Here is a 23,428-nt window from a genome sequence, read left to right as displayed (position 1 = left end):
AAGCCATACGAATGATGAAAACGCGGAAAAATATAAGCTTAGGGCTGAAAATCACAGTGGTAGTATTGCTGGTGGCACTGTTGGCCGTTGCCTCAGTGAGCTACTTTGCCTTTCAGGAAAGCAAAACCGCTTTTAGGAAGAGTGCCATAGAATCGCTGCACGCAGTATCGGCACTGAAGGTAGAGAAAATCAATACCTTTGTCCATGAAATTGAGCGGGGTTTATCCATCGGCACACGCCTCAATGCCGCCAAGCGGCGCATCTTGTTTGACGAGTCCGGAGACCAAGAGATAGCCGGGACCAACCCTTTTGCAACAGATGAAAATGACCCCTTTGCTTTAGACTATGATGAAAGCGACATCTTGCCCGATGACCCCATCTTTGCAGAAGACAACCAACCTCTGTTTGGCACACAGGAGCAGGAAGACTCCTTGCCGGCAGTCGATCCGCTGACCTTCTTTCTTACCCCCGAAGCCGAGTTGGATAGTGCCATCGCGATTTTGCGAAAAGTGTATGATTTGCACAACATTTATTTGCTCGATGAAAAGCAGAATATCAAATACATAGCCGATAAAAAAACAACGGTACAAGAGGAAAACAAGCCTTTCAAACCGCCTGTAGTTGAGCCCGGTTTCCTTGAGGCAAGCCGTGATTCGCTACATTTCAGCAAAGTCTTTTTGCAAGACAACGCCCCTTATTTGCTGGCAGCTGCTCCCGTTAAGGACAATGAAGACCGCATTGGTTATCTTGTTTTTGAAATAGACTTTGAGCGCATCGACCGTCTCATCAATGACCGTACCGGCTTGGGCAATACGGGCGAAGTACTGCTGGTGCAGCTGCAAGGTTCCAATACGGTGTATGTGCTCAACAAGCGCCCCCTGCTGGAAAAAGATGACCCGGTAAAAAGCATGAACCTCACACAGATGGGCACCCTCGACGCCTTGGACGTGCCGCTGGCCGTGCGCAAAGCACTGTCGGGCGAGCAAGCCGAGTTGGAGGAGACAGACGACCGGGGCAAAGAGGTGCTGGCCGTGACCGACTATGTCCCTCAACTGCAGTGGGGCGTGATTGCCAAAATTGATACATCGGAGGTATATGCGCCTGCTTTTGGGCTGCTGAAACGTTTCTTGTTGTCAGCAGGTATTACCCTGCTGGTTGCTTTGCTTATTGGACTTATTTTCTCGCAGTTTTTTGTGCAGCCCTTGGGTATTTTGCGTGATGCCGTTGCTTCTTTGGCAAAAGGGCGCCTGCCTGCCTCCATCGAGGTGGACTCAAAAGATGAGGTCGGCGAAATGGCCTCTTACCTCAACCGCCTGGTGGCAAACCTGCGTAGCATGGCAAATTTCGCCTCACGCATTGGTAAAAAAGATTTTGACGTGGAGTTTAAACCCGCCGGCGAAGACGATGTGTTGGCCACCGCCCTGCTTGCCATGCGGGACAGCATTGTGGCTTCGGCAAAAGAAGAAGACGAAAAGCGTTGGATTGTAGAGGGCGTCAAAGAAGTGGGTGATATCCTGCGTGCACGTAACGACCTGAAGGAAATGGGCGAAGAATTGCTGGCTTACGTGGTGCAAAGAATAGGTGCTGTGCAAGGGGCATTTTATGTGATGAATGAAAGTGAAAATGAAGAGGGCGTGAGCTATCTGGAAATGTATGCCAGCTATGCTTACAATAAAAAGAAATATTTGGAAGCCCGCTTCAAGGTAACACGAAAATACGCCGAAGGACTGGTGGGGCAAGCCGCCATCGAGCGCGATATGATACGGCGTACCGAAATCCCCGAAGATTACTTGACCGTTACTTCCGGCTTATTGGGCGAGCAGCGCCCCCGCAGTTTGCTCATCATGCCGTTGATTACCAACGAGACCGAGGTGATGGGTTGCTTGGAGCTGGCATCTTTGCACCCCTTCGAAGAAGACGGGCGCGAAGTGAAATTTGTGCAGGAAATCAGTGGTATCATCGCCCGTACCATCTTCAACATTAAGACAGCCGAAAAAGAAGCCAAGCTCTTAGCCGAAACCACCCAGCTGAACGTAGAACTGCAGGCGCGTCAAAAAGAGCTGGAAAAAATTGCCAAGGACTTGCAGGAAAAAAGCCGTGAGCTGCAAAAAACAGTTGAACAGCTGGAGCTTGAAAAGCAAGCCGTGCAGAACGAGCAGCGCAAAACGCAAATCCTGCTTGAAAACGCCTCGGAGGTAATTATCATTTATGACGAAACCATCCATATACGCTACATCAGCCCCTCGGTAGAACGAATCCTTGGTTACGGCGTAGATGAAATGGTAGGCATCAACGATGAAGTGCATGTGGAAGAGGAGTGGAAAGAAGCCTACCGCCGCATGTTCGAAGAACTGAAGCAATACCCCGACGAGCGGGTAACCATTCAAATGGAATACCGCAAAAAAAGCGGCGAAGCCATCTGGGTGGAAGTGACCGGCACCAACCTCTTGCAAGACCCCGTCATCAAAGGGATTGTTGTGAATATGCGCGATATTACGGAGCGCAAGCGCGCCGAGCGCGAAGAACGGATGCGCTCGCAGATGCAGGCGCTCTCCGAAAACTCGCCTGATTTGATTATGCGTCTCAACCTCGAAGGGGTTATCTACTATATCAACCCGACCATCGAAAACTATACGGCGAAGGCTAAGGAAGAATACCTGCAAAAGGTATTGAGCAATGAGTTATTGCCCGAAGAGGTGGTGCGTCAGATGTATCGTGTGTTGGAAGGTGTCAGTGCCCGCCGTGAAAAAGTGACGCTCGAAATCGACTTCCCTTCGGTTTTGGGCGACCGCGTCATGCAGCTGAATGCTATTCCGGAGTTTGGTGAAGACAACGAGCTGGAGTCTATTTTGGTTGTACTGCACGATATCACCGTAATGAAGGAATACCAGCTCGAAATAGAAACTGCCAATAAGAAAGTAACCGACAGTATCAACTACGCAAAGCGTATTCAAGATGCCATCATGCCGGATACGCAGCTGCTGCGTTCTTACTTTGCCGACTCTTTCGTTATCTTCAAACCCCGGGATGTGGTTAGTGGCGACTTCCCCTGGATTGTGCGCAAAGGCGACTATATTTATGTGGCAGCCGCCGACTGTACCGGACACGGCGTGCCCGGTGCTTTGGTGTCGCTTATCGGTTACTTCCTCATGAACAACATCATAGACACCCATAGCGACATTTTACCCAACGACTTCCTGGACCTGCTCGACAAAGAGATGACCCATACCTTACGCCAAGACCGTGAAGACAGTGTAACCCGCGACGGTATGGATGTGTCATTGGCACGCATCGACTTGAAGAACAATAAGATACTGTATGCCGGTGCACACCGGCCGCTCTATTATCTCTATCCTTCCGATGAGGATGTGCAAGAGATTAAAGGCGATAAAATGCCCATTGGCGGTGGGCAGTTCCGCGACAGGGACAAGTTCTCCGTGCATGAGCTGGATTTGACGCAGGGCTTGAGTATTTACCTCTTCTCTGATGGCATGCCGGACCAGTTTGGAGGTCCTCAAAACCGGAAGTTCTCTTCTAAAAGAATACGTAACATTCTTTTAGAGCATAGACAAGAAAACATGGACCAAATAGCCATGGCATTGGATACTGCCTTCGTGGAGTGGATGGGCGACAACAAGCAAACAGACGACGTGCTGTTTATCGGTATTCGCTTTTGATGCAAAGTGATTGAATACGAAAAAGCATATATAATTTTGCTTTTTATGTATAAATTAGTGGAAATTTAATTTTATTTTGTTAATCTTTACAATTAACCAAAATGAGTATTTGACTATGAAATATGTTTTTGATTTACACAAAACGATGCTGGCACACAACCTCATATTAGTATATGAGGGGGAGTTTACACAAGAAATCACCAAGTCTATTTTGGCCATGGCTGAGCGCAACATGGATGCCATTGGTGAGAGCTCCGGTGTAAAAAGAAAGGTGTTTAATGTAATGGTCGAGTGCTTGCAAAATATCGTGAAGCACGCCGAAGACCTCAACGAAAAAGGCGAAGACGGTTTGCGCAACAACGCTATTTTCTTGTTAGGCAAAAGCGTATCGCAGTACTTGATTACTTCGGGTAACCCCGTTCGCAACGAAGTGATAGAGTCCATATCCTCTAAGATAGACCAAGTCAACGCCCTGGATAAAGACGGTTTGAAGCAGTTGTATAAAGAGGTAATCAAAAAAGGCGAAATCTCTGAAAAAGGCGGAGCCGGTTTAGGTTTTATCGACATGGCGCGTAAGTCAGGGCAAAAACTCGAGTATTCTTTTGAGCCTATCAATGATGAGTTTTCTTTCTTCTCTTTGCAAATTACCGTTCCCCGGGAAGATTAATTCAATCTAACTTTTTATAATTTTGTAATCTACAAACTAACTGAAGGACATATGAACATCATCAGCTTAGAAGGAAAAGAGGATACCCCAAAAGTGATCTTGGATAAGGACAATGGCGTGTTTGAGATCTCGGGCCGTTCTCTCCCCGAAGATGCGCGCGAGTTCTATCGCCCCATTATCGAATGGCTGCAAGAGTATGCCTCGAACCCCAACCCCGAAACTGTATTTAACTTCAAACTTGAGTACTTTAATACAGCTTCTTCCAAGCTCTTATTAGATGTGCTGCAGACCTTGGAAGGCATTCCCAATGCCAAGGTGATATGGTATCACTTCGAAGACGATGAAGACATGGAAGAAGCAGGAAAAGAGTTTGAAGACATGGTGGATGTAGAATTTGAATTTAGAATATTGGCAGACTAACGCTACTTTTCTGCTTAATGTGTTAAGTAGTGAGTTGCCGGGCAGCAGTATCGAACCAAATGAAAGTCTATGAGTGAAAACGTATTAGAGGCTTTAGCAAAGTTGTTTGCCATTACAACAATGCAAGATGGAGGCACCTCCCCAAAGGAGCGTGCTTATGTGGAGGACTATTTTCAACGCGCACTTGATAAAGCCTCGGTACCCAAGTATCTCCAAATCTATGAGCAGGTAGAGCGCGAGTTTCAGGAGAATATAGAACGTGCCCGGCAGAAAGAGATCGAAAAGCTCAACAAGAAAAAAGAAGGGGCACAAGAGGTAGATACTGCTGAAGTAGCCAAAGAGATAGAAGAAAGGGCTTTCATGCGTTTCTCGGTGCGTGCGTTAAAGATGTGCCGGGAAATCAACAACAACCTCGACCTTCAACAGAAGGTCTTTGCTTTAATTCGTATGCTTGAGCTGGTGGCCTGTGATAACAATCTCAGTGCCAGGCGAATAGAAGTGATTCGCACCGCTGCAGAATCACTCCAGCTGGAAGAATATTTTGGGCTGATCAAAGACTTCGTATTGGGAGAGTTGGAAGACCTCCTGATACACGAAGAAGTGCTCATTATAGCCTCCGATTTTTATCCTACCCATGAGCAATTGGCAAAGCACCTTTCGCCCGAAAAGGGCCTGAAAGGTGCTTTGGTCTTCTTACGCATCCCTGATGTAGATGTGTTCTTCTTGCGTTACCTCCCCGACAAAACAGGTGACTATGAAGTGGTTCGCCTTGATGCGGTGGAAATAGTGCCCAATGTCGTGGAAGTTTTTGCACGGGGAAGCATCATCCGTACACAGCTCGAAGTAGTCTATTATAGCGAGGTTGTAAGTGGCTTTATAGGCAAAAGCATCAAGCCCATTTCCTTTGAAGCCACAGATATTGAGTTCCGTTTCAAGAACGGCAACATCGGCGTGCGCAACATCAACCTGAAGGAGGGCGCCGGCCGCTTGATTGCCATCATGGGAGCCAGTGGAGCCGGGAAAACCACTTTGCTGAATGTGCTCTCCGGCTTGGAAAAGCCTTCCAAGGGGCAAGTGCTCCTCAATGGTGTGAACATTCACGACGAGCAAGACAAGCAGCGCATCGAGGGGGTGATTGGCTATGTGGCACAGGATGACCTGCTGATTGAAGAGCTGACCGTTTATCAAAACTTATACTACAGTACCAAACTTTGTTTTAAGGACCTGACCGAAAAGCAGCTGCACGAACGGGTGGTGGATACGCTTGCCAACTTGGGGCTGGAGCATATCAAAGACTTGAAAGTGGGGTCGGTCTTGGAAAAGACTATCAGTGGGGGGCAGCGCAAACGCTTGAATATTGCTTTGGAGCTCATTCGCGAACCTTCCGTGCTCTTTTTGGATGAACCCACTTCCGGGCTTTCGTCCCGTGATTCCGAGAACGTCATGGACTTGCTCAAAGAGCTTTCCTTGAAAGGAAAACTCATTTTTATAGTGATTCACCAGCCCTCATCCGAAATATTTAAGATGTTTGATAAGCTCCTGATTCTTGATACAGGAGGTTATCCTATTTACTATGGCAACCCCATTGAAGCCATCAGTTATTTCCGTCGCAAGGCGCAGTATCCGCGCGCCGATGAACCGGCTTGCGAGCGTTGCGCCAATACCAAGCCCGAGGAAATCTTTGATATTATTGAAGAGCGGATAGTAACCGAAAAAGGGGTATATACCAACAAACGCAAGCGCACCCCCGAGCAATGGCACGAAGAGTACCTCAAAGAGTTTGGAGGCAAAACCGAGCTGGTAGAGCGGGTAACCGAACTGCCTCCCAAAGCTTTGGATTTGCCCGGTAAAATCAAACAGACGGCCATTCTGGCTACGCGCGATTTCTTGTCGAAAGTGACAAACCGCCAATATGTAGCCATCAACCTCTTGGAAGCGCCCTTGTTGGCTTTGTTGCTTTCCTTTGTGATTCGCTATCAGAATACACCGGAAGGGGAGTATGTCTATCGTTTCAATGACAACATACCTGCCTATATCCTCATTTGTGTGCTGGTAGCCCTTTTCATGGGCTTGACCGTCAGTGCCGAAGAGATTATCAAAGACCGAAAGATACGGAAGCGCGAAGCCTTTTTGAATATAAGCAAGCATAGTTATCTGCTTTCCAAAGTGTTGATACTGTTTACCTTGTCGGCAGTTCAAACCCTTTCTTTTGTGCTTATAGGCAATGCCATCCTGGAAGTGCAAGGAATGACCTGGACCTACTGGTTGGTGCTCTTTTCCGTTTCTTGCTTTGCCAACATGCTGGGGTTGAATATATCCAACACCTTCAACTCGGTAGTAACCGTTTATATTACCATTCCGCTTTTGCTTATTCCCCAAATGATATTGAGTGGTATTATTTTCAATTTTAACAAGCTGAACACAGTAGTCAGTGAAAAAGGACGTGTGCCTCTTTTGGCAGATTTGATGGTATCGCGCTGGGGCTTTGAAGCCATTGCCGTGCGGCAGTTTAAAGATAACCCTTACGAGGCGCCTGTGTATGGCTTCGATAAAGAGGAAAGTATTGCCGACTACCGGCGCTCTTTTTGGTTGGAAGAAATGCGTGAGGTGCTGGGCGCGGCCGAAGATTTGCTGAAGCTGACCAAAAGCGAAGCACGCGCTCCGTTGGAGGAAAAACTGACCCTTCTGGCTAAGGAATTGGAGCGGGAACAGCGTGCCGATGCGCGTTATAGCTATGCGCGGGAGCACCGTCCCGAAACGCCCTATTATGAAAATCTTTTGCATGAGTTGACGCCCGAAAGGTTTTCTTACAAAACGGTAGAGTATCTGGAGGAATACCTCAACACGCTCGAAGAGTATTACAAAAAACGTTTCAACACAGCACGGCGTCAAAAAGAACTCTTTTTGTTTAATATCGAAAGCCAAGGGGTAAACCTTGACTCACTGCGAGGACTGTTTTACAATGATGCTTTGGCCGATTTGGCTAAAAATGCCAATATGAAAGACAAGATAGAACTATATAAAGGCAAGTTTTTACAACACATGGATCCTATCTTCCAGGACCCTACTGATTATAAGCATGCCCTTGACTACCGTGCTCACTTTATGGCGCCTCGTAAACACTTCTTGGGACGCTACTTCGATACCTACTATTTCGATATAGCCGCTATATGGATATTGACGATTTTATTGTATTTTACACTTTATACAGACTTCTTTAACAAACTATCGTTGTCGAAGGGGTGGGAAATGGCTAAGTCTTTCAAAAAAAAATAAATAAATTGCTTGTAATAAATGCTAAATAATATGAAAAACACATCGTGGCTTTACCTCATCCTTTGTATTTTACTCTTCGGTGCTTGTGGTGAAAGCATCGAAGAAGATAAGGCATCCTCTGTCACAGCAATGCAGGATAGTTCAAAAAAAACAACTACCCGCTTATCGCCGGAGGTTATCAAGGGCATCATTCAGTCAATTCCCAACCCTGTAGAGGTTGCTTTCTTGATTGAACAAGTGGCAGAATATGACCCTACACTACTAAACTCTCCGGAAAACGTAAGCAAATACAATACGGACTACCGTCGCGCCTTGAACTTGGGCATTTACAGTACTGACTTGGGCTATGCCAACATCTATGGAAAAAGCCAAGACGTTATCAACTACCTTACGGCTATTCGCGACCTGGCAGCCGGATTGAACGTGGAGAAATATTTTGATTTTGAACATATTCGCAAACTGGCTGCTTATAAAGACAGCTTGGGCGTGCTGGTAATGGAATCGACCCGCAGCCTGGAGCGTATGAACGAAGCCCTTCAAAATGAGGGGCGTGCCGATATGACAGTGCTTATCTTAACCGGCGGTTGGTTGGAAGGGCTGTACCTGCTCTGCAATGTAGAGCGCGAACAACACAACGAAGAACTGATGATTCGCATTGCCGAGCAAAAAATAGTGTTGGAACAGTTGTTGGTGCTGTTACGTAACTATGAAGACTTTAACCCCAAAATCAAACGTCTGCGCAGTCAGTTGGAAGAACTGGCTGAGCTTTATGAGCACGTAGAGGTGAAGTATGTGCCCGGTGAAGTGAAGCAAGTGGAAATAGACGGTGTTCTGACCATAGAGCAAGAGCAAAAAGCCGAAGTGCAATTTACACTGAATGATTTAAATGCTATATTGAACAAAGTTCGTGATATAAGAAATCAAATCGTTAACTAACCCAAAATTAGAACTGCCATGAAACGCTATGTTTTGTTATTCTTTTTGTTGATTGGAGGCGCTGCTTACGCACAGCAGTGCACACCGGAGGTAATGCGGGAGTACACGCGCAAGTGTGTGAACCAGTTGCGTCCGCGCGGATATACCTTCCTCAAGAGCTATCGCATCGATGCCAGCTCTAACAAGACGGTAGAGTACTCGTATATTTTCAACCGGGGGCAAACCTATATGATCACCTTTGCCAATGAGTCAAACCCCAAAGAATTTTCGGGCATTTTATTTGAGTTGTTTGACGGCTCGCGTCGCAAGCTGATAGATAATTATAATCCTTCTTTAAAAGAATACCGCACGGCAGTAGCTTTCCGCTGTAGCCAAACCGGTATTTACCACCTGAAGTTTACCTTTGAGCCTTCTGTGAAGGATTATTGCCTGGTAAGCGTAGTAGGCTTTAAGCGTTAATCCGGAGTTGCTTGACAACAATACTTTTCGAACAACTAAACAACTGCCAACCATGTTAAAAAAATATTTATCAATTGCACTGCTGCTGTCTATGGGTTTATTGGCTTCTTGTGGAGGCGGAGAAGCCGAACAACAAGAGGGTGAAGGTAACAGCCAAACTAATGGAACCACTGAAAATACAGTGGATGTAGAGGAAGCCCTTCAGAAGCTAAGCAATGATTTTACCTTATTACGTGCCATTCCCAGCCCCATCCAAATGACCTCTTTGGTGCAGGAGTCGGGGGCAAAGTATGACCCTGCCATCTTGCACGATGCCAACAAAGCCAAAAATTACGGCTCTGATTTTAAACGGGCACTGAATGTAGGCGTTTACAGTACTGACTTGGGGTTTGCTCATCTTTATGGTAAAAACCAAGACGCAATCGACTATTTGGTAGCCATCCGCGACTTGTCAACAGGCTTGAAAGTAGATTCTTACTTCGATTTTGAGCGCCTCAAGCAGTTGACCGAATCCAATGCCAGCATTGATGAACTCTTGGCAGAGACGCTTACCAGCCTGCAGACCATGAAGGATGGCTTGGAAAAAGAAAACCGGGGCGACATCACGGTATTGGTTGTAACCGGCGGCTGGGTGGAAGCGCTCTATCTGGGATGCCACGTGGCTGAAAATGCCAAAAACAAACAACAGCTGCTCGAGCATATTGCTGACCAAAAAGTATCGCTTGACAACATTGTAAAGCTGTTGGAAGATATTCAAGCGATTAACCCCGAGGCAAAAGCACTGTATGAAAAAGCAAAGCAGCTGCAAGATGCCTATGCCAATGTTTCCTTGAAAGTGGAAACAATATCGAAAGACACGGTCATTGACGGCGTGCCCACGGTAGTGCAAGAAGATCAGTCCGTAGAGTTAAACTTCACTGAACAAGATTTTCAAAAGATATACTCTATTGTAAAAGAAATGCGCCGGTTGATCGTTGAATAAAAGGATACCGGCAGGGCTTCTTTGAGTTTGTTTTGCTCCTCAAGGAAGCCCTTTTACCTAAAAAATGATGAATAATGAAACGGTGGTGCTTGTTTTTATCCTTTGCTTTCTTTTATCTGTTGGGGAGCGTCTCATCGGCTCGTGCTCAATGCGATACCGAGCCTTTTGTTCAAGAAGCACTTAACTTCTTGAAGGAAAAAAACTTCAATTTCCTTAAAAGTTACAAGATAGATGGCCAAAGGGGCACCAATAAGGAAATAGAATATTCTTATGTGTTCAGCACCGGCACCACTTATATGATTTTTGTAAACAACGGCAAAAAGAATGCAGAGGGGGTGATTGTGACGGTAGAAGATGCCGAGCGTAACGAAATAGCCAAAAGTTTTGTAGGCGATACTTACGTGCCCGCCGTGCAAATTATTTGCAACCGCACCGGCATCTATTATTTGCGCTTCACTTTGGTTGACAAAAGACATGATTGTGCGGCCGCAGTTCTTGGTTTCAAACGCTAAGCGTCATGCAGTATGAAATGCATACCCTTGGCGTGACACGCACCGCGCGTTTTTATACTTTAGGGCATGCCGGCGCCCATATCCGCCGCATATGGTGGTGTTTTCATGGCTATGGACAACTGGCTGCCGACTTCCTGACGCCCTTCTTTTGTCTCGATGACGGACAAACCCTGTTCATTGCCCCCGAAGGGCTTTCACGTTTTTACCTGAAATCAGGCGTGGGGCAGGTAGGAGCTTCTTGGATGACCAAGGAAATGCGTGAAGCCGAGATTGCAGACTATTTAAATTACTTCCGGAAAATAGAGCAAGAGGTGTACGCCTCTTGGGAACATCCATTCGAAATGCATTTGCTGGGGTTCTCGCAGGGCTGTGCCACAGTATGCCGCTGGCTGTTACACAGCCGCTTTACACCTTCGAAACTTATCTTGTGGGGAGGTGTTTTCCCGCATGACTGGGATTTTGAAAAAGCGGCGGAGCGTCTGCAGGGTGCGCCTGTTTATTTTGTTCTTGGAAAAGAGGACCGCTTCATTACCCCTGAACAGTTACTATCTTTTATAGATATGCATAAAAAATACGGCTTCGATATGAAGCCGCTGTTTTATGAAGGTGGGCACGAAGTAAAAGAAAGTGTGCTTGCCACCTTGGCTTAGTCTATTTCTATTTCTACCTCCTCTGTGAGTGGATGGCCTACACAAGTGAGGACATAGCCTTCTTCAATCTCTTGTTCGGTGAGGGCGTCTTTCACTTCCAGCTCTACTTTGCCTTTCTTAAGCTTGCCCATGCAGGTTGTGCAGATGCCACTTTGGCAAGAATGGGGCAAGTCAATTCCCTTATCCAAAGCTACGTCTAAGATGGTGCGCCCCTTGGGAACTTCAAACTCATAAGTTTCGCGGTCAAAGTGCACAATTACCCGGCTGATTTCCGGTTGTGTATTGCCGGCAGTGGCATCTGTCTTACTTTTATCGGTCGATGAAGTAAATACTTCTTTGTGCAACTCCTTGCCCAACTGCAAGGCATCATACCCTTTCTGTATTTGTTCCATCATGCCGGAAGGACCACACATCCAGTGACTTATAGGTTCGCCGGCTTGCAACAAAGGACGAAGCAGTTCTTGTACGCGTTCGGGCGAGAGCAGGCCGGTGAGACCTTGCCACCCTTCGGGGGCTTGTTCCAAAATATGGGTAATATGCAAACGGCCGGCATGTTCTTTTTGCAATTCTTTCAAATCTTCATAAAACATAATGCTTGCTTCGTCCCGGTTGGCATAGAACAAAGAAACTTTGCCCTCCGGGTTGGCCTGCAATACCGACTTAATGATGGACATCATGGGGGTGATGCCGCTGCCGCCTGCCCATAGTACATAATGTTCGGCGTGTGGGGGTGTGATGGTAGGGGTGAAGCGTCCCGAAGGCTGTTGCGACACAATGACCATACCTTCTTGGGCATGGTCGTTCAGATAATTGGAAACAATCCCACCTTTGACCCGCTTAATGCCTACTTTGGGTAGCTCTCCGGTATAGGGAGAGCTGCAAATAGAGTAGGAACGTTGATATTCTTTGCCTTCTATGTTTAGTATAAAAGTGAGGAACTGCCCTGCCTGATAGCTCAAAGCGCCTTCACCGGGTTGTTCAAAAGTGATTTCGATGGCATCGGGCGTGAGTTTTCTGACTTCTTTTATAGTTAAAGAAAGGGTTTTCATAGACTTATTTTCTTTTTTAAATATTTAACCAATACGTTGCTTTTATAACCAATGCCCGGTTCTTTTGTTGCAGTTCATTGGCGAAATAGTTGTCGGTATATACCACAAAAATATCAGAAACCGGCTTAAAGCGCCACTGAAGGCGCGCATTGATATTTACATTGTCGATTTGGTTGTTGTATTGTACAAAAGTAGTTAAGAAGAGCTTACGTGTAAATGAAAGGTCGATGCGGGGACCCAATAATATCAATTCTGCCGAATTATAAGGTTGTGGCAGCAAAATACGTATATAGTTGCCCGACAGGCTGATGCTTCCGAAAGGCTGAAAGCGGTAGTTTACAGAGCCTTGAATCCCCAGCAGATGACCATTGTAATACTGCCCGTAGTTGATGCCACCATCTAAATTGAACAGCTTTCTTCTGTCAGTGTTGAAGTTGAATTCGGCACTGTAAGTGGTGTACTCGCTTCCTTCGGGCAGTTCCAAGCCATCGGTATTGGTGGGGTCAAACGAAAAGAAAAGACGCACATAATTGCGCCGCACTGCCAGGTTGAGTCCGGCCGTGTTTTGCAGGACGGCTTCATAGCGAAGCTGACTGAAGCGGTCGGTAGAGGTACCGAGGCTGTCCCAGTAAAAGCTATTGTAGAAAAAGATATTGTGCCGGGCAATATGTTTACTTTTTTTGGGAAAAATGGTGTAGCGTGCAAAAGGCTCTAAACGAAAATGGCCATTGCGAGGCACGTAGCCGGTGCTGGGTTTGTAGTTTCCGCCCACCCATTCATGATTCCAAGCCACAAAAAAGGTAGGCTTGTTGTAAGCCAAGTAAGCGGCATGGGCAAATTGCCCGGGCAGGTTTTCAGGTGTGAATAGTTGATGATAAAAAAACTTGCCTTGCCAGGTGTTGTCGGCAGAGGCAAGGTTGTAGTCCAAGCCTACTACCCGGTTATATTGGTTGGTATTGAACGTGAAATCTTGTTGCTCGGTAGAGGTAGTTTGTTCATTCACAAACACGGCAGCGATATTTGAACGGGTAAACACACGGCGCTGCACCGCCGCCACGGTATAGTTCTTGCCTACAATGCCCCGGCTTTCATCGGGGTTCGTTTGCATGTTCAGGAGCCCCACCCGCCAGTCGCGATTCACCTTGCCGCTCAAGCGGGCGCCGTATAAAATGGGCGTTTGCACAATCAGTCCGGTGACGGTGTCACGGGCAATACCTATGCGCCGTGAAAAGAAAGGACGTATGCGGGAAAATCCGAAGTTGGCAAAGAGATCAGCATTTTCAAGAAAAAACTGCCTTCGTTCAGGAAAGAATATCTCGAAGCGGTCAAGGTTGGTTACTTGCCGATCGACTTCCACTTGTGAGAAGTCGGGGTTAAAGGTGAGGTCCAGGTTTAAAGATGCACTGAGGGCTACTTTGAAATCTGCCCCGGCATTGCCTTTATACACAGCACCGGTCGTGTCTTGCGTGAAATCTTCGTTGTAGCTGCCCGTAAGATAGGGAATTGCCACAATATTGGACTTGGGCTTGCGCAGTGGGGTTTCAAACCGGAGGATGCCGGTATAAGCCAATGAGGAAATAGAAAAATTGCGTGGCACCGGCACCCAGCTTGAACGCTCAAAGTGGGCCAGGTCGCCGCGCAAAAAATTGGCTTTCCATTCAGTGCTTCCATTCTTGAAACGAATGGACTTGAAGGGAATCGCCATTTCTACCACCCAGTAGTCTGCCAGACGACTCACCTCGGCAAACCATTTGTTATCCCAAGCCTCATCGGTGCCGCGGTTGCCACCGTCGGCAATCAGTCCTTCACGTTGCACCCCATAAGGGTTTACCCCGAACTGAAAGCCGTTGGTGCCATCTTGAAAAGTATCGAAGTTTGCAAGAAAAAAATCGTTGTTATCGGAGCTGAAATCCCGGCGTAAGGAAGAGACCACAATTTCATCCGGTGACTGCCCGTAACAAATGGCACCTATGTAGATGTAATCTTCGTCATAAAGCACACGTACTTCGGTTTGCGCATTGGCAGCGGAGCTGTCGTAGGGGAAATTTTGCCAAAAATGATTCGCCACCGCTGCTTGTTGCCATACGGGCTCGTCGAGCAGCCCGTCTATTTTTATGCTGCCGGGCGAAACCTTACGGGCAAGTAACTCGTGATTTTCTTGCTTTTGTGCATAGCCTATGGCACAACCTACGCTACACACCATAAGACATAGTGTAAAAAAACGGTACAACATCATTCCTTTCATAATTTTTTAAAGGTGAAGCAAAGACAGGCCGGTTTGCACTAAACAAACGTGTGAACCGAATGGAAAGTATGGAGGTGGGGTTGGTTGCCCGGGTCAGCTATGTAATAATTCGGCTACTTGTGCACCTACCTCCGTGCCAATGGCAACCCCCATGCCATTTAGTGCCACCCCCACAGCTATGGAAGGTGATATTTTTTTTACAATGGGCTGACGGTTGGGGGTAAAAGCCATGATGCCTGCCCATGCATAGTCTATCTCAAACGGAATGCCCGGCAGAATCATGTCTTTCAGCTGCTGAATCAAATGGTTGTAAATGAAAGGCGTGGGGGTAAGCTCAGCAGTGCTTTCGCCTTCAAAATCCAAGTTTCGCCCGCCACCAAAAAGCACTCTGCCGTCTATGTCGCGGAAGTAATAATAGCCTGCATCGAAATGGAAGATACCGCTAAAGGGGAGTTGCTTGAGGGGGCGGGTAATAAGCACTTGTCCACGACCGGGGGTAACGGGCAGCCGGGGCAATAATTGGCGGCAGAATGCATTGGTGCACACAGCCACACGAGGCGCTTCAAAGCTGAAGGGCGTCGGGCTATGAGCTTGCTTTACCTGTACTCTTACCCGCTCACCTTCTTCTTCTATGTGCACTACTTCGGCACCGCTAAGCACGGTTACGCCCAACTGCTGCACATAGGCAAGCAAAGCGCGGCTAAGCAGGCCGGTATTGATTTTTCCTTCAAAGGCATTGTAAAGCAGGTGAGGAACGCCCCGGAAGCCAAAGGCAGGCAGCCGGTCATCGGCTAACCGAAACACATCTTGACCAAAGATGCTTTGCAACAAACGGTTGACATAAGGCATATGCTCCAGGGCATGAAGATGCGCGGGCAGCAGCAGCTCATACCCACCGCAGCTTTCGTACCCTATTTTATCATCGCCTAAACGCCGGCGTAGCTTTTGTAGCCCCTGCCAGCGGCGTTCCACGGTTTGCAGGCAACTGTCTTCGTCAGTATGTTGAAGGTCGGCCAGCAGCTCGGTAAGGCTACCAAAGCAGGCAAAACCCGCATTTTTGGTGCTTGCCCCCGTAGGAAGCAGGCCGCGCTCCAATACCAAAATACAGGCAGTTGTATGGGTTTCGGCTAAAGATGCGGCACAGGAGAGTCCTACCAGTCCGCCGCCTACAATAATATAATCGAAACTACTCCAGTACTGTCTTTCCCAGTAGCTATTGCTGCTTGTTTGCATGGCTTGTCAATAGTTTGAGGTTCCATCATTAAAAGAGACAACAAAAGAAAACGCAGAAGAGTGGGGTTTATTTTAGGCTTTTCTATTGTTTTTGTGTTTTTTCTTAAAATTTTGCTAACTTACGCCCCTAAAACGGAGGCAACTTTTGCACCTTGTTACACAATTTCAGAAACAAAAAAACCTGCAGCAATGCCGCAGGCCTTTTTCTGATGCTTATTAAAATCGATTAAAAAAATCGTTGAATATCTTAAAGGAGCAGAGTTGCCCCGTTTCATTTTTCATTTCCATAAAAAGCCCGGATGTATTGCCGGACTTCCTGCCACATGGCTTTCACCTTGTCTTGTTCTTCTTCAAAAAACACCTCCAAGCCTTTTAGTGCCTTGATGCTTTCCAGCATTGATGGTACTGAATATGCCATAAATTTCGTGCCATTCTGCTCTTTTGTTACATTGTTTTTACCGGTTTCTTGCAAAAGAGCCAGAAATAAAAGCGCAAATTGCTGAAAGAGAACAGGTACCTGCATGGCAAGTCCCGCTGCTTCGATGCGTTGCTGCAGATGATACAGCGTATTTAACTGCCCGTTTGCCCATTCCATAATGGCTTGTGACAATAGAGAAGCTGGTTGGCCGGCGTCTGCAGCAGTCAGGTTTTCTTCCATCAGCTTACCCATACTCAAACACCTATCGATAATTTGCAGATAGGCATCTTCCCACTCTTTCCACAATTGCTCTTGTATGGGTGATTGCATGCTTATGCGCGCTCGCTTATCGATTGCAAAGATAGTAAATCTTCAATGATTGCAAGTAAAAATTATAGCATTTTTTTGTTTGTCGGGGCTTCTATTTTACCTGTATGCTTGCTTGAATTGTACAAAATATAGTTTTGTTTGCCGGCTATATCTTGTATGAAACATGTGTATATTAACAGTCTATTCTGTTTTTTTGCTTATCTTGAAATAAGATTCTGAAAAGACTGCTTAAACCCCCACCTTGTCCCTTTTTTTGGGGTCTCTGTTGTTCTGGCTGTGCTCTTCTATATATTGCACTATTTTACTTGCTATATCTACACCCGTAGCTTTTTCTATACCCTCCAAACCGGGCGACGAATTGACCTCTATAACCAAGGGACCCCGTTCGGAGCGTAACATATCGACCCCGGCGATTTGTAGTCCCAAAGCTTTCACTGCTTTGATGGCGGTTTCTTTTTCTTTCCGGCTTAGCTTGACTGCTTCGCCTTTGCCGCCCCGGTGCAAATTGGAACGGAAATCGCCCCCCGCGCTTTGCCGCTTCATGGCGGCTATTACTTTGCCGCCCACAACGAATGCCCGGATGTCGCTGCCTTTCGATTCTTTGATAAATTCCTGCACCAAAATTTCGGCGTCCAGTCCGTAAAAAGCCTCCAACACAGAGCGGGCTGCGGTCTTGGTTTCTGCCAACACTACGCCCAAGCCCTGAGTGCCTTCCAGCAACTTGATAATGAGCGGGGGACCGCCTACCTGCTTGATGAGGTAGTCGATATCGCTGGGGTATTTGGCGAAGGCGGTGCGCGGAATGCCTACACCCGATTTTGCGAGGATTTGAAGGCTACGCAGCTTGTCGCGTGAGCGTATAAGCGCCAGCGAGCCGCAGGTGGTAAACACCTTTTGCATTTCAAACTGGCGAATGACAGCCGCACCATAGGCAGTAACCGAGGCGCCTATGCGGGGAATGATGGCATCTACATTTTCTATACGATGGTCGCCCACAAATACATCGGCCGTATCGTCATCCATCACCATATAGCACTTGGTGTGATTGATGAGCAGCGGTTCATGTCCACGCTGCCGGATAGCCTCCAAGAGCCGGGCAGTGGAGTAAAGTTTTTTGTTGCGTGAAAGAACGGCTATGCGCATAGTTGTTATTGCTTTTTCTGCTTAAAAGAAAGGTTTTTTTGATTTACATCCACCAAGAAGTGATACTTCTTCAAAAATTTTCTGCCCAATAGGATAGGGTAGCGCATTTGCTCCCGGTCTGCCAGGGTGAACTCAATATCGAACAGCCTGCCAAAGAGAACGGCTTTTGTTTGAATTACAAAGCGGTATTCACTATGCCCGGATGAGCTGGTTACCTTTTTTTCATAGAAATGGGCGGTGCGGTATTCGTGGTCATTGTATTGAGGGTGGGCAGGGTCCAACAGGTGAAAGCTCAAGAGCTGCTGACCGCCGGGGGCTTCAATCAGGCATACCCGGTGGCAGTGTATGGCCGAAGTATAAGCGCCCGTATCGATCTTGCAATCCAAGTCGTAAAGCTCAAATTCCGGTAAATCAATTTTATCGAAGGCACCTATCAACAGTCGATGGTTCATGCAATGGCAATGTTGTGTTCTTTAATATAAAGAAAAAGCCTGCAAATAAACATAAGTTTTGGCAATTGTTGGTGTAAAAAAATGATGAAGTAAAGTTTGTGGGTTTGTTGCCTTGCTCAATGGGGGTTTTTAGCAAATAGTGCGTGGAATGTAAAAAAATGGAAGCAGGGAAGGGGGAGTGAATAGCTTTTTATAAAGCTATTGATTAACTTGTAGTTAAACCACTAATCCTTAATATCTGTCAACCATGCCGCCATTCGTACGGCTTGCGCTAATGAGTATTGCCGGCATCTTGCTTGCGCGCTTTCATTGGGTGCGCGTGCCTGCTACTTTGTGTGTAGTACTAAGTGCTTTCACCGTTTTGTTGGCGGCTTATTGGTGGTATGTTCAAGGCCGAAGGCGCGCTTATCATGACATAGTGCTTTCTGTTCTATTTTACCTGTTGGTGTTGTTGTGTGCCAATAGCCGGTACAATCTAACAAACCGGCAGCCCATTGCCATGGATTTATATGCCCGTTGGGAAGGGCGTCCCGTTCTTTGGCTGGCAGAAATACAAGAAACGCCGGTCCGCAAAGCCAATTACACACAGGCAGAAGCCCTTTTGGTCGCTTACTACGATACAGAGCGGCAAACGTGGCGGTTGCCCGGGCGCCCGTGCACGGTGTTGTTGCGCTTGCAGGACAGCCTGAAGACCCTGCAAATTGCTGACCACTTATTGTTGAGAAGCAAAATAGAACCTTTTGCGCCACCTTTGAAGCCCGGAGATTTCGACTACCGGGCATATATGCACAACCACAACATATATCTCACCGCTTGGGTGAAGCAAGGCAGTTGTTTGCTTGTCAACACTTCTTTGAGCGGGTGGGGGCTTATCCGGCGCCATATTGCCCATTGGCAGGTGCGCTTAAAACAATCGCTTCTACAAACCGGCGTGAAGCAGCATGCCGGTGTTCTGCTGGCACTAAGCTTGGGCGATAAAAGTCTCTTACGACAGGACATAAAACAATTGTATGCCGATACGGGCGCTTCGCATGTTTTGGCGGTGTCGGGCTTGCATGTGGGTATTCTGTTTTTGTTGATGCAATGGCTGTGGCAGCCGGGGCAACGCCCCGCGTGGCGCTGGTTGTTTCTACTGACTACCTTGCCTTTATTGTGGGGCTATGCTTTGCTCACCGGGGCATCGCCTTCGGTCCTGCGGGCATCGCTGATGTTTTCCCTGTTCTCGGTGGCTTCTTGCCTGAACCGCACCACCAATGCTTACAACACATTGGCGCTTTCGGCTTTTTTGCTTTTGTTATGGAATCCGTTACTGCTCTTCCATTTGAGTTTTCAACTTTCTTATTTGGCAGTTTTGGGAATTTTGTTCTTTTATCCCCGTTTGTCGAAGCTTTGGCAGCCCCGCTTCCTTATACTCAAAAAGGGATATGAGTTGTTGTGTGTTTCAGTTGCCGCCCAGCTGACCACTTTGCCGCTTACATTGCTTTATTTCCGTCAGTTTCCTTTGTCAAGTTTGGCCAGTAGCTTATTGGTAGTGCCCCCGGCGCCTTTCTTACTGTTGGCTTCACTTGGCTTGGGTATCATGGCGTGGGCGGGTGCCCCCGCTGCCTTCATTGCTCTTTTCACAAAAACATTGGTGGTCATGCAATCACTGATTGAGCGTTGTTTGCAGTGGCTACAGCACTACTGCCCGCCTGTGCCTGTTCCTTATTGGGATATGGCGGACACGTGGGTAGCGTATGCCTTACTGTTGCTGTTGGGGCTGTATCTGACCAAAGAAATAGCTTTTTCAAAAGCAGTTATTGGAGCGGCGGGGGTGCTATTGATAGGCACGCTTCATAATGTATCCAAACAGTATGCACTGAACAAGGAAACCCGCTTGTATGTATGGTATAACAGCCAACACAAGCACTGCGAGGTATGGATTGTGAAGGGGCAGCAGGCTTGGTGTTCCGATAAAGCGTGGTGCGCGCGTGCCCGCATATGGAGGCTTATATGGAACGGCAAGCATATTGCCTTGGTCAATGCCCCCGTGGATACGGCAGGGCTGTGGAAGCAGCCCCCGGATGTGCTCGTGTGGAATACTTATTACACTATCCCGGACAGATATCTGAAGCATGTCCCCTTGATTGTTTTGGGGCGGCAGGTAAGTACGCAACAACGGCAAGCCCTGCGGCGGCGCTTCGTAGTGCATGAGCTAAGCAAAGAGGGAGCTTGGTGTATGAGCGAAAATTCGCCGGTAGAATAAAGTGTAAAATTTGGATTTTTGCCAAGTGGGTAAAACAAAGAATTGTGTATGAGTTTTTTGTATGAAATAATTTAGAGTGAAACAGGTGAAATGGAAAATTTTTTTGTATAAAATAGTGCAAACAAATCTTTGCAAGGTGCAATTTTGTGTTATGATTTCTGCTTGAAAAAATGTATATTGCAAGGGCTGCACAGTGCCTTGCAGCTTCTTTCAAAAACAATCCTTTATCAACCTTGCTCACAAATAACCTAAACATTTACACTCATGGCAGTAGCAGAAAAAAAAATTCTTTCTAAGCTTCAATTAACCAAAGAAGACATATTAAAAGATTACCGCTTGGCTTGTGAAAGCCGTGAAGCAAGCATCTTGGGGCGGAAGGAAGTGTTTATGGGAAAAGCCAAGTTTGGCATTTTCGGCGATGGCAAAGAGTTGGCGCAAATAGCCATGGCTAAGGCTTTCCAAAAAGGCGATTGGCGTGCAGGTTATTATCGCGACCAAACGTTTATGATGGCGATTGGAGCGCTTACACTCGAAGAATTTTTTGCGCAGCTCTATGCCGACACCAACCCGGAGCATGAACCGGCCACTGCAGGACGTTGCATGAACTCGCATTTTGCCACCCACCTCGTCGATGAGCAAGGCAAGTGGTTGAATCAAACAGCGCTTTACAATTCATCTGCCGATATATCGCCAACGGCCGGTCAGATGCCGCGGCTTTTGGGGTTGGCGTGGGCATCCAAGCTTTACCGCGAAAACCCCGACCTGCGTCCTTTCAAGCAGTTTTCTAACAACGGCAATGAAATTGCCTTTGGCACCATTGGCAATGCCTCTACTTCGGAAGGCATGTTTTTCGAGGTGATGAACGCGGCCGGTGTTATGCAAGTGCCCATGTTGATGTCCGTATGGGACGACGGATATGGCATTTCCGTATCGCAAGAGTACCATACCATTAAGCAAAGCATATCGAAGGCATTAAAAGGCTTTCAAACAGACAAAGACGGCAAGGGCTTCGAGATTTATGAAGTGAAAGGTTGGGACTACCCCGCTTTGCTGGAAACATACCGTAAGGCAGCAGAGCAGTGCCGCAAAACACATATGCCGGCCTTGGTGCATGTGACCGAAATCACGCAGCAATTGGGGCACTCTACTTCCGGCTCGCATGAGCGCTATAAATCACCCGAGCGCTTGGAGTGGGAGCGCAACTATGATTGCAACCGTAAGTTCAAGGAGTGGATACTTGAAAACGGCATCGCTACCGAAGAAGAGCTGGCTCAAATAGAAAAAGAAGCGTTGGCACGTGTAAAACAAGCCCGTAATACGGCATGGAGTAATTATCTGAAAGGCGTTAAAACCTATACCGACAGCGCCTTGCAGCTTTTGCAGCAGGCTGCCGAAACTTCCAAGCTGCATGCCGGTGAACTGGGCGATATCGTAAAAGAATTTAAAGAAACCATCAACCCCATTAAACGCGACGCATTCAGGGCTGTGAAACGTGCTATCCGTGTGTTGCGCGATGAAAAAGAGCTGCCTGCCCGTCAGGCTTTGGTTGCGTGGGTGAAAGAAAAGAGCGCACAAGCCCATGATGAATACAGCTCGCACCTGTATAGCGAAACCGATGAGTCGCCTTTGCATGTGCCGGAAGTGAAACCGATATATTCAGACGACAGCCCTCTGGTAGATGGGCGTGAAATCATGCAAAACTATTTCGATGCACTCTTTGCGCGTGACCCACGAGTCATTGCCTTCGGTGAAGACGTAGGGCGCATTGGCGACGTAAACCAGGGCATGGCCGGTTTGCAGGAAAAATACGGTGAAATACGTATTACCGACACATCTATTCGTGAGTGCAGCATCTTGGGGCAAGCCATAGGCGTAGCTATGCGTGGGTTGCGTCCCATTGCCGAAATTCAGTACTTGGATTATATCTTGTATGCCGTGCAAATCATGTCCGATGACTTGGCTACGCTGCGTTATCGCACCAAAGGGCGTCAAAAGGCACCTGTGATTGTGCGTACGCGTGGCCATCGTCTCGAAGGTATTTGGCATTCAGGCTCGCCCATGGGCATGCTATTGCATAGCTTGCGGGGCATGCATGTGCTGGTGCCGCGCGATATGGTGCGGGCAGCCGGCTTCTACAACACCATGATGCAATCCGACGACCCGGCGCTCATCATAGAGTGCCTGAATGGTTATCGCCTGAAAGAGCGCATGCCCGATAACCTGGCTGATATTACAGTGCCTTTGGGGGTTCCCGAAGTGCTGCGTGAAGGTGAAGATGTAACCATCGTTACTTATGGTTCTATGTGTCGCATTGTCATGCAAGCGGCCGAAGAACTGGCAGCACTGGGTATCAGCTGCGAGGTGATAGACGTGCAGTCCTTGTTGCCTTTCGATATTCACCACCACATTGTGGAATCGGTGAAGAAAACCAATCGTTTAGTGGTAGCCGACGAAGACGTAAGCGGCGGCGCCACCGGGTTTATGCTGCAAAAGATAGTAGAAGAGCAGGGGGCTTACCGCTGGTTAGATTCGCAGCCGCTCACCATCCCCGCCAAAGACCATCGCCCGGCATATGGCTCCGATGGCGACTACTTCTCGAAACCGAATGTAGAGGAAATCGTGGACAAAGTATATGCCATGATGCATGAGTTCAATCCGGCAAAGTTTCCTGCGCTGTATGAATAAAAGCAGCCGGGCAGTAAAATAAAGTACATAAAAAAAGGGGGGCGCTTGC

17 protein-coding genes are annotated in these 23,428 nt (G+C 47.4%); 11 read left to right on the top strand and 6 right to left on the bottom strand.

Annotated features, from left to right (window positions below; translation table 11 throughout):
* Window positions 1-11: 11 nt before the first annotated feature.
* From QVE43_RS04630 to QVE43_RS04590, 9 genes are all read left to right on the top strand, one after another.
* A complete protein-coding gene (locus QVE43_RS04630; protein ID WP_288004661.1) occupies window positions 12-3,677 on the top strand; it encodes a PAS domain S-box protein in 3,666 nt (1,221 codons plus the stop codon).
* 115 nt (window positions 3,678-3,792) lie between these two features.
* Window positions 3,793-4,344 (top strand): SiaB family protein kinase, encoded by a 552-nt coding sequence (locus QVE43_RS04625; RefSeq protein ID WP_038032740.1) that lies wholly within the window; start codon window positions 3,793-3,795, stop codon window positions 4,342-4,344.
* Between the two features lie 51 nt (window positions 4,345-4,395).
* Entirely contained in the window at window positions 4,396-4,764 is a 369-nt protein-coding gene (locus tag QVE43_RS04620; RefSeq protein ID WP_038032741.1) for a DUF1987 domain-containing protein, read from the top strand.
* Between the two features lie 69 nt (window positions 4,765-4,833).
* Window positions 4,834-8,040 (top strand): ATP-binding cassette domain-containing protein, encoded by a 3,207-nt coding sequence (locus tag QVE43_RS04615; RefSeq protein WP_288004658.1) that lies wholly within the window; start codon window positions 4,834-4,836, stop codon window positions 8,038-8,040.
* A gap of 30 nt (window positions 8,041-8,070) precedes the next feature.
* The gene (locus tag QVE43_RS04610) at window positions 8,071-8,976 is read left to right on the top strand and encodes a hypothetical protein (RefSeq protein WP_288004656.1); all 906 of its coding nucleotides are present in this window, start codon (window positions 8,071-8,073) and stop codon (window positions 8,974-8,976) included.
* 18 nt (window positions 8,977-8,994) lie between these two features.
* The gene (locus QVE43_RS04605; RefSeq protein ID WP_288004654.1) at window positions 8,995-9,435 is read left to right on the top strand and encodes a hypothetical protein; all 441 of its coding nucleotides are present in this window, start codon (window positions 8,995-8,997) and stop codon (window positions 9,433-9,435) included.
* A 52-nt stretch (window positions 9,436-9,487) separates the two neighbouring features.
* Complete coding sequence (locus QVE43_RS04600; protein WP_288004652.1) at window positions 9,488-10,417, top strand: hypothetical protein; 930 nt, start codon at window positions 9,488-9,490, stop codon at window positions 10,415-10,417.
* Window positions 10,418-10,491: 74 nt separating this feature from the next.
* Complete coding sequence (locus tag QVE43_RS04595; RefSeq protein WP_038032744.1) at window positions 10,492-10,929, top strand: hypothetical protein; 438 nt, start codon at window positions 10,492-10,494, stop codon at window positions 10,927-10,929.
* 5 nt (window positions 10,930-10,934) lie between these two features.
* Window positions 10,935-11,579 carry an alpha/beta hydrolase gene (locus QVE43_RS04590; protein WP_288004650.1) on the top strand — a complete coding sequence of 215 codons (645 nt, stop codon included), beginning with the start codon at window positions 10,935-10,937 and terminating at the stop codon, window positions 11,577-11,579.
* On the opposite strand, the gene QVE43_RS04585 is transcribed toward QVE43_RS04590, so the two are convergent.
* From QVE43_RS04585 to QVE43_RS04560, 6 genes are all read right to left on the bottom strand, one after another.
* Window positions 11,576-12,628: a ferredoxin--NADP reductase gene (locus tag QVE43_RS04585; protein WP_288004648.1), complete on the bottom strand. Its 1,053-nt coding sequence runs from the start codon at window positions 12,626-12,628 to the stop codon at window positions 11,576-11,578. The genes QVE43_RS04590 and QVE43_RS04585 overlap by 4 nt on opposite strands.
* Window positions 12,629-12,644: 16 nt before the next feature.
* Window positions 12,645-14,873, bottom strand: a complete 2,229-nt coding sequence (locus tag QVE43_RS04580; protein WP_288004646.1) for a DUF5916 domain-containing protein — start codon at window positions 14,871-14,873, stop codon at window positions 12,645-12,647.
* 93 nt (window positions 14,874-14,966) lie between these two features.
* On the bottom strand, window positions 14,967-16,106 hold the full coding sequence (locus tag QVE43_RS04575; RefSeq protein WP_288004644.1) for an FAD-binding oxidoreductase: 1,140 nt from the start codon (window positions 16,104-16,106) through the stop codon (window positions 14,967-14,969).
* A gap of 271 nt (window positions 16,107-16,377) precedes the next feature.
* Window positions 16,378-16,854 (bottom strand): hypothetical protein, encoded by a 477-nt coding sequence (locus QVE43_RS04570; protein ID WP_288004642.1) that lies wholly within the window; start codon window positions 16,852-16,854, stop codon window positions 16,378-16,380.
* Between the two features lie 228 nt (window positions 16,855-17,082).
* Entirely contained in the window at window positions 17,083-17,997 is a 915-nt protein-coding gene (rimK, locus tag QVE43_RS04565) for a 30S ribosomal protein S6--L-glutamate ligase (RefSeq protein ID WP_288004641.1), read from the bottom strand.
* A gap of 5 nt (window positions 17,998-18,002) precedes the next feature.
* On the bottom strand, window positions 18,003-18,449 hold the full coding sequence (locus QVE43_RS04560) for a RimK/LysX family protein (RefSeq protein WP_288004639.1): 447 nt from the start codon (window positions 18,447-18,449) through the stop codon (window positions 18,003-18,005).
* A 247-nt stretch (window positions 18,450-18,696) separates the two neighbouring features.
* Here QVE43_RS04560 and QVE43_RS04555 point away from each other — a divergent pair, with 247 nt between their 5' ends.
* Together QVE43_RS04555 and QVE43_RS04550 are read left to right on the top strand one after the other, a co-directional pair.
* On the top strand, window positions 18,697-20,694 hold the full coding sequence (locus QVE43_RS04555; protein ID WP_288004638.1) for a ComEC/Rec2 family competence protein: 1,998 nt from the start codon (window positions 18,697-18,699) through the stop codon (window positions 20,692-20,694).
* 264 nt (window positions 20,695-20,958) lie between these two features.
* Window positions 20,959-23,379 (top strand): thiamine pyrophosphate-dependent enzyme, encoded by a 2,421-nt coding sequence (locus tag QVE43_RS04550; protein ID WP_288004637.1) that lies wholly within the window; start codon window positions 20,959-20,961, stop codon window positions 23,377-23,379.
* Window positions 23,380-23,428 lie beyond the last annotated feature (49 nt).

The sequence above is a fragment of the Thermonema sp. genome (assembly GCF_026003375.1).
Taxonomy (GTDB): Bacteria; Bacteroidota; Bacteroidia; order Cytophagales; family Thermonemataceae; genus Thermonema; species Thermonema rossianum.
Note: the sequence above shows the minus strand (reverse complement) of the source record. Positions and strands in the feature narration are given on the sequence as shown.

What these genes read in the sequence shown, in the direction of transcription:
- QVE43_RS04630 (WP_288004661.1), top strand. Translation starts at nt 12, where the DNA reads ATGATGAAAACGCGGAAAAATATAAGCTTAGGGCTGAAAATCACAGTG.
- QVE43_RS04625 (WP_038032740.1), top strand. Translation starts at nt 3,793, where the DNA reads ATGAAATATGTTTTTGATTTACACAAAACGATGCTGGCACACAACCTC.
- QVE43_RS04620 (WP_038032741.1), top strand. Translation starts at nt 4,396, where the DNA reads ATGAACATCATCAGCTTAGAAGGAAAAGAGGATACCCCAAAAGTGATC.
- QVE43_RS04615 (WP_288004658.1), top strand. Translation starts at nt 4,834, where the DNA reads ATGAGTGAAAACGTATTAGAGGCTTTAGCAAAGTTGTTTGCCATTACA.
- QVE43_RS04610 (WP_288004656.1), top strand. Translation starts at nt 8,071, where the DNA reads ATGAAAAACACATCGTGGCTTTACCTCATCCTTTGTATTTTACTCTTC.
- QVE43_RS04605 (WP_288004654.1), top strand. Translation starts at nt 8,995, where the DNA reads ATGAAACGCTATGTTTTGTTATTCTTTTTGTTGATTGGAGGCGCTGCT.
- QVE43_RS04600 (WP_288004652.1), top strand. Translation starts at nt 9,488, where the DNA reads ATGTTAAAAAAATATTTATCAATTGCACTGCTGCTGTCTATGGGTTTA.
- QVE43_RS04595 (WP_038032744.1), top strand. Translation starts at nt 10,492, where the DNA reads ATGAAACGGTGGTGCTTGTTTTTATCCTTTGCTTTCTTTTATCTGTTG.
- QVE43_RS04590 (WP_288004650.1), top strand. Translation starts at nt 10,935, where the DNA reads ATGCAGTATGAAATGCATACCCTTGGCGTGACACGCACCGCGCGTTTT.
- QVE43_RS04585 (WP_288004648.1), bottom strand. Translation starts at nt 12,628, where the DNA reads ATGAAAACCCTTTCTTTAACTATAAAAGAAGTCAGAAAACTCACGCCC.
- QVE43_RS04580 (WP_288004646.1), bottom strand. Translation starts at nt 14,873, where the DNA reads ATGAAAGGAATGATGTTGTACCGTTTTTTTACACTATGTCTTATGGTG.
- QVE43_RS04575 (WP_288004644.1), bottom strand. Translation starts at nt 16,106, where the DNA reads ATGCAAACAAGCAGCAATAGCTACTGGGAAAGACAGTACTGGAGTAGT.
- QVE43_RS04570 (WP_288004642.1), bottom strand. Translation starts at nt 16,854, where the DNA reads ATGCAATCACCCATACAAGAGCAATTGTGGAAAGAGTGGGAAGATGCC.
- rimK (WP_288004641.1), bottom strand. Translation starts at nt 17,997, where the DNA reads ATGCGCATAGCCGTTCTTTCACGCAACAAAAAACTTTACTCCACTGCC.
- QVE43_RS04560 (WP_288004639.1), bottom strand. Translation starts at nt 18,449, where the DNA reads ATGAACCATCGACTGTTGATAGGTGCCTTCGATAAAATTGATTTACCG.
- QVE43_RS04555 (WP_288004638.1), top strand. Translation starts at nt 18,697, where the DNA reads ATGCCGCCATTCGTACGGCTTGCGCTAATGAGTATTGCCGGCATCTTG.
- QVE43_RS04550 (WP_288004637.1), top strand. Translation starts at nt 20,959, where the DNA reads ATGGCAGTAGCAGAAAAAAAAATTCTTTCTAAGCTTCAATTAACCAAA.